The sequence below is a fragment of the Pseudomonas lundensis genome (assembly GCF_002269125.1).
In the GTDB taxonomy this organism is placed as follows: domain Bacteria; phylum Pseudomonadota; class Gammaproteobacteria; order Pseudomonadales; family Pseudomonadaceae; genus Aquipseudomonas; species Aquipseudomonas lundensis_A.
The window spans coordinates 1-11,190 of the sequence record NZ_NQKI01000058.1 but is presented as its reverse complement, the minus strand read 5'-3'; the positions used below and the strand labels follow the sequence as shown (position 1 = coordinate 11,190).

The following is an 11,190-nucleotide window of genomic DNA, read 5'->3' as shown; positions in this document are numbered from 1 at the left end:
GTTGCTTGGTCATCTGACACCTCGATATGGCGAGCATTCTCGCCTAAATGAGTGTCCGGTTTCATTAGACCACTACATTCCTCGGACGACTACCACCGTCCAACACATTCGCTCTCTCATGTAGATCAACTCTACGGCGAGACAATGGCTGCCAGAACCTCAGCCGCAGTGAGAGGAAGGCGGTATTGGTTACGCTACCAATCGAAGCCGTGGAGCGAGCGCGAGGTAGTCTTGAGGCATCGTCGCCAAGATCTGCGCGACCTTGGCTTGCGGTAGGCTTGTCGATAGCAGCGCCTCAAGCTTTCCAATACGCTCTTGGACTGCACGAGCACGATCCCACTGAACACTGAATTTTTTGGCCGCTATTTTCTCTTCTACAAGTACTAAATGACGGTTGCGGTCGTAGGTGTAGCGCATTGTGACTTTGCTCAGGGATTCATCCTCGACCGACTCCGTGAAGCTCAATTCGAAAACCAGCCCATTAGGCGTCTTACGGGCGGAAGATTCGACATAGGCATCCTCAAAGAGGTTATCGACCAGTTCACTGGGCTGAACACCACGGGTCAGGTGGAGGGTCGAGAGCTCGTCAACAAGCACTTTGATGGATTCGAGACTCATTTCAGCATACCTTTCAGTTCAATCATGATTACCTCGATATGCTCAATGGACCTAGATAGTGCGTTAGTGTCTCGTTCGGCGACTTTCCCGAACTTCTTCACGAGCTTGGCGTTAATAAATCTCACCAGTATACCGTCGTTAGGCATGGTGGGTTGAATTCCCACTAGGTGGCGGCTGAGTCTCGGATAAAGGGTAGAAGCCTTCTGGTCAATTCCTAGGTCGCTGAGCAACGTCGCCACCTCATCTTGTGCCTTTTTCGTAATTATCTCGCGTAGTTGCATGCGAGCAATTTCAGGGCGCTTTGCCACAAGATTGGGATCAATCGTTTGGGCAGCTTTCCTGGTTTCAGCATTGATGATGAGGTTTTTGAACTGCGCCAACGTGGCTTCGTCGTAATCTGAGAGGGCCGACATAGCATGCAGTTTCTGAGTCGCAATGGAGTCGATTTCAGCCCGTTTGTCAGAAAAAATCTTATTGAAATCAAGGTCATCAAGATAGGAGTCGCGATCGCTCACGAACGCGTCAGATGAGCTGACGCCTGCCAGAGATTGTTCCTTCCTGATGTAATCTGTGTCGGTGATAGTGTACTCACGCGTTCGCTGATGCTGGGCTCGGTCGACTTCCTTCTGGAAAGCGCTCCACATCGAGTCTAGACCGATTTCCTCGTGATAAATCACCACCGCATTGTTGTCCACTTCGAAGGCCGTTATCTCCTCAGCCGGGATTGCACGAAGCACACGGCCTACAATCTGCGCAAAGGCGTTGATGCTGCGATAAGGACGGAAAAGAGCGAGTATTGTGAGATAGCGATGGTCATAACCTTCCATCAGCATATTCACAGAAATGACGACATCACACTCGTGATTGTCAATCGCGCGGAATGCAGAATCGAGATCCGACTGCTCCATGTCACTGTGCACGATAGCTGCAGTTAGGCTCTTGGACTGGTACCAAGCTTGAAGATCTACCGCATGGCTAATGCTACACCCTACAGCAAGGATCTTATGGGGAACCTTCGGCGATACCTTACGTAGCTCGCTGAGATTGGCGATGCTTCGCTCAATCACATCCATCGAGCATTCAGGCGAAAGCGCTACGCTTCGTTCTAGCCACTCCTTGTCCTTCAGAGCAAGTACTTCATCCTTAGACAAGCGAACACCCGGTTGCTCTGCCAGGGTGAAGTAGAGTTCGTGCGCGTTGACGGTCTCTTTCCTCAACCACTTGACGTACCGATCCCGCATAACCTCGGACAGAGGTGTTTCGTGGATTAGCTTTCCTGGGACCTCTAGTTTGTCACCACGGAAAGGGGTACCAGTGATGAAAATCTTTTTGGCCGTTGCAAAATATCCAAGCGTTCTTTGCCACGTATCAGCCGGGGCGTGGTGGCCCTCATCGATGATGATGAGATCGAAGAAGTCTGGCGACACACGCTTGGTTAAGCACCCCGCCCGCTCGCTGTGGACCTGCTGAATGTTTGAGTAAACGAAGTGGCTCTGCTCCAAGCTAGAGGAGAGCGTCTTGGAGTTGTACTCGCAAATGACGGGGAGATCATCAGCACTGAAAATAATGTCCTGATTGATCCAGAAATTGTCTTCCAGAAGTTCTTGGGTTTTGCGGATGCTCTGCTTCGTTACGAGGTTAGGCGTTACGATCAGTACTCGGCCCTTGGCCAGCCCAAACGGTACGATGGAGATCAGCCCACTTTTCCCTGTTCCGGTCGGTAACACGATCAGCGCGTCTTCGTCGGAGCTAGCGAAGTGGTCCTGCGCTTTAATGTATGCCTCAATTTGGGGCGTACGCAGCTTGTTGTTGCCAAGGATATTGGCTGCCGTTTCGGTGAAGTAATTCATAGACAGTCGCGATTCCTATCGACGGCGCGCGCCAAGGTGCCCGCACACTGAGCAAATGCTCGGTGACCGGCGAACAGAGGTATGAGGAGTTGAAGTGCTGCAGACGGGAGCATTGAAATATCCATATTTCGAGCTCGCAGTCATCAGCGTTCCTGACAGCAGAGCATGTGGGCTAATCAGGATTGTAGCCTAGTGATATCACGCCATGGGCTCTGTTTTTTCTTGAAAATGCTATAGCCACCAACATCGGGAATAAAGAAAAGCTACCGTCACTACTGGGTTACAACCTCCCTAAAGGTCTGAGAGTTTGCGAACGTTCCGCTTGCGTCCATCCGTAGGAGACTTAGGTAGCACCGCTCGGGTGCCTGCCAGCACTCCAATGGGTTCTTCAACCGTCGGTTGAGAGGCAAGGAAAAGAGGCCGGGACGCTGCTCTACGCACAAGAACCGACCGTGCTTCTTCGATGAACTGCTGCTTCATCAACCATTTGTATGTTTTGACCTTACGGCGTCCCTTCATTTGTTGTCTTCCTCTAACCGAGCTCGCTAGCTTTCGTATGAGGTTGGATAGCTACTACACCGAGAGGGTTGAGAGGCATCGGGGTTTCGACAAAATAGACTCCTCGGGCTGTCCTGTCTGAACAATGGATTACCAGGCTAACGACAACTGGGATAGTCATTGATATATCCCCAACTCGATCCTCTCCAAATAGTCTTCCACCACTTGGAAGCCAATGGCATTAGCAATAAGGTCTAGGGGAATCAGGCCATCCAAATGCGGGCATGGACGACTAAGCCAGTCTTCAGCAGTCTCTTGTTTACCGAAGACAACATTAGCGTGCTCTAAGGTCTTAGCATATTGAAAAGCTACGGCACTTTGATGCGCGCTCAGGCGGACTGGATAATCTTTGCTGCGCTGTCTTTGTATTGACCGCCTCTTTTTTCCCAAAATTCGTTCGGTTATTTGAGCCGTTGAATAAAGTTTTGACAACGAGATCATAGCGGTAACGTCGTCAAGTTCAAATCCGCTGAAGATTAACGAGACGACATCTGACGGGGAGAGCTGCCTTATACGCCCTTTAGTCAAGCATTCAGTCGGGGTAAGAGTTCCATTAACTGGGACAGATTTACCACTTTCATTTGCGATCATTCCAGATGCTCCAATAACCGGCTACCTATCTTAATTATAGCTTACGAGACCAGCATCGCTGACCAGCTGCACAGATTTGCACTGTGGTAGGCCTCAGACGCCATCAGGCACGGAAACACGAGTGACAAAGAGCCACATAGAAACGCGGCTGCTTCGTTTGCTCAAAGCATCACTCATCAGCGCACATATTTTTTAAAGATTGCTAGCCCGGCTACTGTTGCATGATAGTTAATAAAATCTACAGCCATCGTTTGGTCTGTGAATACCGTCGTGTATTGCATGTCTTGGCTGTCTGTCACCATGGAGGAATCAATAACCAGATTTTTCATCTGAATGAATCCCCTCACAATATCGCGAAATCTTGGCTCGGTGTGGCGATATTCTGAGGTGTGGATAGTGGTCAGCTCTCCAGTTCGCACACACTGTATTCCATTGGGCGACATGTCGCATAACCTCTGTTTCTGTACCATTAACTCGGCTACTACTGAACGCCGACAGGCTTCATAAAAGGCATGGCGTAAGCTCGGAGCACGTCCAGTTATGCATGTAGGATATCCGAAGTCTGTAGTGCTCCCATCAATCCGTAGGAGGTGAAAGCAGCTCGTGGGATGATCTGGTGATTTGTTTCTGAAAAAAGCTTGCACCCCAACCCCTATTTTTTGATCAGCTTCAGGATGTCGCTGCAATAGCTCATACAAGATGTCTTCGTCAACAGAGTTCAAGAACTCTCCATCAGCGTAGCGTGCAAGCATGGCTTTGAAGAAGGCCGTCGCCTCACCTTGCTTAGCGAATGTCTTACTCGGCAATCCCACGGGTTTTGCAGGCATACAAACGTCCTTTTCAGTGTGCAGTCAGGGTTAAGGCCATGCTCAGCACATCGACATTACCACGTAGATGCATCATCCTTAACTACAGGAATCACTGGGTTGGACATGGATCTTCTACCGCAGCTGATCCTTGGAGACCGCCACCTATCATCATTGAAGGTTCAACGATGAGCTTTCATTCGTAGGAGGCAGGCAGCTATGGCTAGCGACGAGCTGAGTCAATACCAAGCAGGAGGCTACGGAAGTTTATAGTCCGGGATCAGCCATTGAAATCTACCTCAAGATGCAAGATTAACAAATGAAAGCGCTCGTTGATCAGGTAAGATGGCCAGCGTGTTCAGGAATAACACTCACTAACAAAACTCTATACGAAAACTATTTATGAGAATTTTTTCGCCTTTGCCTGGTGAGTATATTGCGTCAGCACTTAAGCGAGGGAATGAGCTGCTTGGTATTAAATCTATAGCTAAAGAAGAATTTTATATAAAGCCGATCCCAAGAATCGGTTTCGGAATTAGCAAGTGCTTAATGCCTGTAAAAACCGAATCGAGGGACTACGCCAAATTTAAGTTTCCCGATTTTCTTACGAAACATAATATCACTGAAAATGTCTTAAACAATAATACCTTACACCCTCTAAACGCAGCGCTAGGCCGCTCACGTGCATATACAGAGGTCACTCCTAAAATTTGGATGCGGATATGCCGCGACTGCGTTTTAGAAGATATTGAAACACATGGAAGCCCGTATATACATTGCAGACATGTACTATCTTCTGTAATGTTTTGTAGCATACACGGTTCAGCCCTTATTGAATCCTGCCCACAATGCTCAGCACCCATTAGAAAACACGACATAACAAAATTAGGTATATGCAGCAAACGGTACAAATATTCAAAACGCTCGAAGGCTCAACTAAACTCGACTCCCCGCTTATATGCGAAATTCATTGCAGACTTGTTGGGTTACCGTGGTGCAACGGTCAAACGGATTTTAGCTGATGCTGTAATTCATCAAAGTGTAACATTGAAATATGCCAAGAGGTATGCAGACGATAATAGTAGTCTAGGTCTAGACAATATCATAGCGCGAGAATTAGGCATATCTATTACGCTAGGCAACAATGGCCGGTTATTGGATAAAAATCTCTCACTCTGTGCATTCCTAGGCTGCATAACTGCTGATCACTATTTTGATCTTTTGACTAATGAAGATACTCGCACATTATTAAGAAAAAACTTGCATGAGGCAGGCGTTTCCCAATGGCACCCGTATTGAACACTACGCCCTACTGCGGAGAAGACTACTATATTCGCCATCGCTCACCTGAGATACTCTAATACCTGAAAATCGGTACACAACACTCTTTGCACATCGTTCATCCAGCACATAAATTTTGACCGCCCACTTTATCTTCCGTACTTGGTGATCATGGGAAGACTCAAGTAAATCTTCCATCAGCTTAATGCTTATGGGGAAATGATTTGGCTTTCTCAAAAAGTCATGGCTATGCGCTACAAGTCTGCATAGCGCGGCGCGTGTAACCTTCTGAGGTTTACCCTCTGCAGACCGCAACCGTTCATTCGCGATCAAAAGCTCGCGCGCGAGGGCTGAGTCTCTAGCCCCCCAATTGATCAACTCCCCCCGTGACCTGATGAAGGGGTGTAAAGCCACATACTGCGCTAACCACTCTCTATCATGGCGGTACAGCCACATATAGCCAGGTTTCTCGTGACATTTCAGGTTGGAACTGCTGGAAAACGCTGATCGACGCGCCTCGATATCTTCCTTATTTGCAACGTTGGCTGAACCATTGCTGCAAGAGAGATTCACACTGTGGAGAGCATCTTTGGGGGGGAAGAGTTTGAGTTGTTCCAGATCTAAACCCAGTAGCCAGCACAGAAAGTAGAACTTCAAAGGCTGCACGACTCCGCGTGGGCGTAAAACTCGAAAAATCCAGTCAGAAGAATGCGTGATCTCTTGAAACTCAGGAGCGGGAGGGCCGCAAAGGAGTCGCGGACCTAGGAAAGATTTCAACATCCGCTCTCTGGTTCGGCCAGACTGGATAAACCCCATCTCATCCAAACGACATCTTAGAAAATCCCCAGCCAGAAGCGACTGTACGTTTTTGGGATTCTCAAGCCCCCAGAGTTGCATTTTGGCAATGGAACCAGCTGCTGTTTCGCCAGGTGATTGCAGTACTGGAGTTCCACCTGCTTCAGCCGGTAGGAGCATGCAACGCCAATCTGCCCCATCCGGAAATGTCATAGCCCAAAGCACGTCTCTATGGAGGGGGCAAATGCAGGTGCCAATAGCCTGGTGAACACGATGCCAGTATGCAGCGCCGTACCTCAGGGTGTCCTCCCTGACGCAGCTTTCGCAATATCTGAACGACGCGTGCCTTAGAAATCTCGAGGCGGTGATACCCAGACTCATCTTAAGCCCTGTACCGTCGTTGCCAGTCATCGCCACAATGGCGGCGCGGTACTTAACATCGTCCACAAATGGTCGATAGAGAGGCAAAAGAGTGAAGCGATCAACCAGATCTTTTACTGAATAGAGTGTGCCAAGCCGTTGCGATAGCCTCCCCAAACAACACGGAAGAATAGAGCCACAGGTCCTGGAATATGCTCCAAATAGCTCTTGGCTTGTGACGCGATAACTGATGTTGGCCGCCAGCCTGTGGTAACGGACGGCCAAGCTGTAGATCGATTCATCAGGCAACGGCTGAGGAAAGAAAAGTAGACCCTCCATTGACCTCAACCCCCATGAGTCATGTCACCAGGCAGCGTCTTTATCCACCCAGCCGCGCTGTTCGAGTTGAGTCTGCACATCCTCGTCCTTGATGAGATGGGCGCTCTTCACAGACCCATCATCCACCGGAACTAAAGGCCGACTGGCAACCTTGGTGGCCGGTTTGTCCATGGGTTCACTTGCAGGGGCAATCGACGCCTGAGTAAGCAGGGAAAGATGTGATCTGTCCGCTCGCCGCGCCAGATCGTAGTTCATCATCTGAGCGATCTGGTCCTTAGTGGGCATCATGTCCTCAAAGTCAGCTATTTGCAGAGGATCACCGCTTCGTAACGCTTCGATGGGCTTGTGTAGAAGCCTCATCTGGGTGTCATAAACCTGCTGCAGCACCGCTGGCGTTATCGAGTCAATGCCCTCCCAAATTACGTGCCGTTGAGCAAGCATAAGGAGTTTAGCCAGGAAATCTGTGTTTCCTTGAGTGAGATCATAGATCTTGGAAAGGAGCCCATCAGTCAAAGGAGCACAGGACGTCGTCCAGTCATAGGCCCAAAGCTGTGAAACCAGATGCGCCCAAAATGGATCGTCCTCGCTGAACCTATCAAAAGCGATGGGTCCCATCCCCGCCGCCCGGCGGGCATTTCGCAACACACCCGAAAATAGCGGAAGCATCGCATTTGTACCGACATAGACCAGCGGGACACCGGCGTCATTTGATAGCGTCACGAAAAAGTTGAGCAGCTTTTCCCGGTCTTGTCCCCCTCGCGACGAGCAGAGATGTTGCATCTCATCGATGATCAATGCGCCGATGAAAAAGGTTTTGCACAACTGACTGATGTGCTGAAGCATGACACTGATGCTGTTGCCGGCAGCACCTCTACGAGAGTATTTCTCGATACATAATGCTGCATCCAGTGCTGAGAAGAACGCCACACAAAAGCCTCGTAGAGAGCCATCGTGAGGGCATTCGATCTTTAGCCAGACAACCTGAGTCTCGATGAAAATCTGCTGCTTGTACTGACTATGGCTGATGACCTGTGGATATAGCCTAGCTATAGAATTAAGCCCGGTTGTTTTACCCATGCCGCTTAATCCAATAAGAGTCATGGTTTCAGCCGTCGACATAAAGCCGTGGCCTCTAACCTCAGCAGAGGAAGGAAGCCGATGTCTAACAGTCGCCGCTAGCAGCGGGTTGCGCCCGGTGTATCCGTAGCGAATCAACTGGCTAAACAAATCTTCAAGGCGCAGATGAATCTCAAAGGGAACGATGACGTCCTTCATCCTGTTGATACCGTGACCGCGAAGCTTGGGCTCCAAAGCCCGCTCCGCATCATCAGGCTTCATTGGGAGATTCCCAACGCGCCTGACAACATCAATATCGGACAGAATTCTCGGAAGGCACTCGATCAGTGGATTGCCATCGTATTGAGGCATCCCGGTAGGGTTGTATTCAGCAGGAGCGAAGCTGAAGTCACTCATCGATTGGTCTCATTACTCACGTTTACCACCAGTTTCAGGAAGTCAGCACTTCTCGCAGAACTGTGCTTTCTCGCGACTGTTTTGGGATTTTCCTCCGTAACAACCGGGTTATCCACAATACGAAGCTGATTCAGATCGGCGGTGTGTTGGTCGCGCTCATTCTGAGCTTCCGTAGCACGCTTGGAACGCTTGTCCCGCTTGAAGTCAGCATTCGATTTCGGGTTACCTTGAACCTCGCGCTTGGTTTTCGCCCGATCTAGGATTTCTTCTTGACGGCCTCTCAGTAGCGCTGCAGTGTTGTCAACTTCATACCGAGCGTCAGGCGAGACTTGATTCAATATTTTGATCATATCAAAGACTTCTTCCATACGGAGTCCGCCATACTTTTGCCGATGTTGCGGCACTATCGTAAGTGACTCAAATCCCGCTTCAGATTTGATCCAGCAATTCTCAATAGAGTTCGGATCATAATAAAGTCTAACGTATTTAGTTTTAAGGTTATGTGAACGCTCGGACCACTCTTCACGAACTGCAGTTTGACAAGTATATTGCACACCTTGGAAGTTAATTCCGCCTCGGCTGATACGACACTCCTGCGAAGGCAACAAGGCGATCTTGAGCTCTGCAGGAGAAACTACCTTAGAATCAAGCAGGCTGTTTGCCATGGACCATTTCCAAATTTCTATTGGAGTTGGCTCCACCCCTGACGCAATCATTTCACGACTAAGAATATGAGGTACCCGAAGGGTTTTATTGTGAGCCAATACCCCTACGATTACCATTTCGGTAAACTCGTCGATATCGAGGATCGCATCAAGCTGATAGTCTCGATCCCCACGCTCCATTTTTCGAGCGTCAACGCCTCCTGGTACAAATTTTAGGTCTAACTTTTCATTAATTAGACGAAATCGGCTTTCAATAATACTTTTCCAATCTGGTCGAAAGGGTGGCAAAATCTTAACGGCAATACCCAAAACTTTCGTCATCGCCTCACCGGCCTCGCTCAAAAGCTCAGCACGATCCGCAACAAGCTCTATCGGCAGATGAGCGCATGGCCAATCAACTTCATCGATGTCAATGCCATAACGTTTGCAAAAATCTACTTTTGGTGTGCACGCATTGTAAATAGCATGTCTAGCGCCATTCCAACTTGGCCCTTCAAGACCAACGTGAATACCCACAATCATTCTTGTGAATGTATCCACGATAACGTAGAGCACTGGCCGACCGATCAGCCACAATCTGTTGATACGGTGTACCAAGTAAACATCGGCAATGGTCGAATCTATTTCATAGCGATGGCCTGCACCGAATAACCCCATAGATGCCGACCCAACGAGCGCACGATGATCTTTATTATAACGAATGGCTCCCCCACGCCTCTTTAACTTGTAAAGGTCATCGAAGAACAATTTCCCATGATGCCTAAGCTGATGGATAGAGGGATAACTGCCGCGTACCACGTCTCCTTTCGTGCCGTCAGTTAAAACTTCCCTATAGAATCTATTTAACATCCAAGTGTGTGCGTCTCCAAGAGTACCGCACTTCCCACTAGCGACACGCCCATAAGCCAAGCGGATGTGGGTCAGATGCCGCTTTTCAAGCATAATAGCGCCATCCTCGCTAACAACCGCGCCTAGATATTTGGGCGGCCGCCCAGGAATAATTCCAGAAGCACGGCTTTTGCCTTTTCCTCGACCTCCGCATGCACTGGTATTCCACAGAAGCGCGTTACGAGTCTGCCCCATACTCCAGTATCGATAAAGAAGTCGATAGATTTGCTTTCGATCTACTCCCATTTTTATCGCATGAGTCGAAACGAGGGCCCCGAAATTGGTAGTTAAAATATCTAAGGCTGCCTGGTTTTCCACCAAGTCCCGAATTAGGTCCCAGTTTCTGTCCCTGCTATGTCTTTCATTCTCGCTTATCTGATCATCAGTTCTGAGCAGGTGCATGGGAACCATTTCTTGGTTTAGCACAGCCGCCCCGGAGTCGATCTCTTCGACCAAAAGTGACTTCTCAATTTGCCAAGGCTTGGTCGGATTTGTACACAGCTCAATTACTAAAATGTAATCATCCTTAATACCTAATATCCTAACTGGCTTTTTAAGCAGGCTAGAGTATTCACCTGGAGAAATTATGCCGTTAACTCGCAGATTTAGCATTATTGGATACCTCGATTGGCGCTATAACAGACGGAGGGGATTGACTAATCCACACATGCAATGGCTGAGATAAGCTAATAACTTTTGAAGTTAGATCCATGTCTAAGCGACCGATCCATAGAAGATGATGAAAAAGACCTTTCACGCCCATATAGTCTATGTAGATATTTCTTGAAGCTTTTTCCAATAGTACTTTTAGCGGTACTTGATCAGTTTCACATCGACTTAAAAAGTTGAGCAGGTTAACAATGTTCTTTTCTGTAGGCAAAGAAGGATGGGTAATCCCCCCACTTTTAGCACTTACCAAAAATAGAGGTCAGGCCGCCAGGGCCAACTTTTGTTTGGGGGTTATTC

General features: G+C 48.7%; 8 protein-coding genes. 1 reads left to right on the top strand and 7 read right to left on the bottom strand.

Annotation, left to right across the window (positions count from 1 at the left end; genetic code table 11):
- Positions 1-189: 189 nt before the first annotated feature.
- From CJF39_RS21860 to CJF39_RS21845, 4 genes are all read right to left on the bottom strand, one after another.
- A complete protein-coding gene (locus CJF39_RS21860) occupies positions 190-618 on the bottom strand; it encodes a hypothetical protein (protein WP_094995288.1) in 429 nt (142 codons plus the stop codon).
- Positions 615-2,468 (bottom strand): DEAD/DEAH box helicase, encoded by a 1,854-nt coding sequence (locus CJF39_RS21855; protein ID WP_094995287.1) that lies wholly within the window; start codon positions 2,466-2,468, stop codon positions 615-617. Before CJF39_RS21855 ends, CJF39_RS21860 begins: the two co-directional genes overlap by 4 nt.
- A 675-nt stretch (positions 2,469-3,143) precedes the next feature.
- Positions 3,144-3,617: an antitoxin Xre/MbcA/ParS toxin-binding domain-containing protein gene (locus CJF39_RS21850; protein ID WP_094995286.1), complete on the bottom strand. Its 474-nt coding sequence runs from the start codon at positions 3,615-3,617 to the stop codon at positions 3,144-3,146.
- A 176-nt stretch (positions 3,618-3,793) separates the two neighbouring features.
- Positions 3,794-4,444 (bottom strand): DCL family protein, encoded by a 651-nt coding sequence (locus tag CJF39_RS21845; protein WP_094995285.1) that lies wholly within the window; start codon positions 4,442-4,444, stop codon positions 3,794-3,796.
- Between the two features lie 381 nt (positions 4,445-4,825).
- Between CJF39_RS21845 and CJF39_RS22905 the strand changes: the two genes are divergently transcribed.
- Positions 4,826-5,722, top strand: coding sequence for a hypothetical protein (locus CJF39_RS22905; RefSeq protein ID WP_141232216.1), 897 nt, complete (start codon positions 4,826-4,828; stop codon positions 5,720-5,722).
- Between the two features lie 3 nt (positions 5,723-5,725).
- On the opposite strand, the gene CJF39_RS23815 is transcribed toward CJF39_RS22905, so the two are convergent.
- From CJF39_RS23815 to CJF39_RS21830, 3 genes are read right to left on the bottom strand one after another with little or no spacing between them, the layout of a single operon-like run.
- Positions 5,726-7,198 (bottom strand): TniQ family protein, encoded by a 1,473-nt coding sequence (locus tag CJF39_RS23815; RefSeq protein WP_094995284.1) that lies wholly within the window; start codon positions 7,196-7,198, stop codon positions 5,726-5,728.
- 24 nt (positions 7,199-7,222) lie between these two features.
- Positions 7,223-8,671 (bottom strand): ATP-binding protein, encoded by a 1,449-nt coding sequence (locus tag CJF39_RS21835; RefSeq protein ID WP_094995283.1) that lies wholly within the window; start codon positions 8,669-8,671, stop codon positions 7,223-7,225.
- Positions 8,668-10,836 (bottom strand): DDE-type integrase/transposase/recombinase, encoded by a 2,169-nt coding sequence (locus CJF39_RS21830; RefSeq protein WP_094995282.1) that lies wholly within the window; start codon positions 10,834-10,836, stop codon positions 8,668-8,670. Before CJF39_RS21830 ends, CJF39_RS21835 begins: the two co-directional genes overlap by 4 nt.
- Positions 10,837-11,190: the final 354 nt, after the last annotated feature.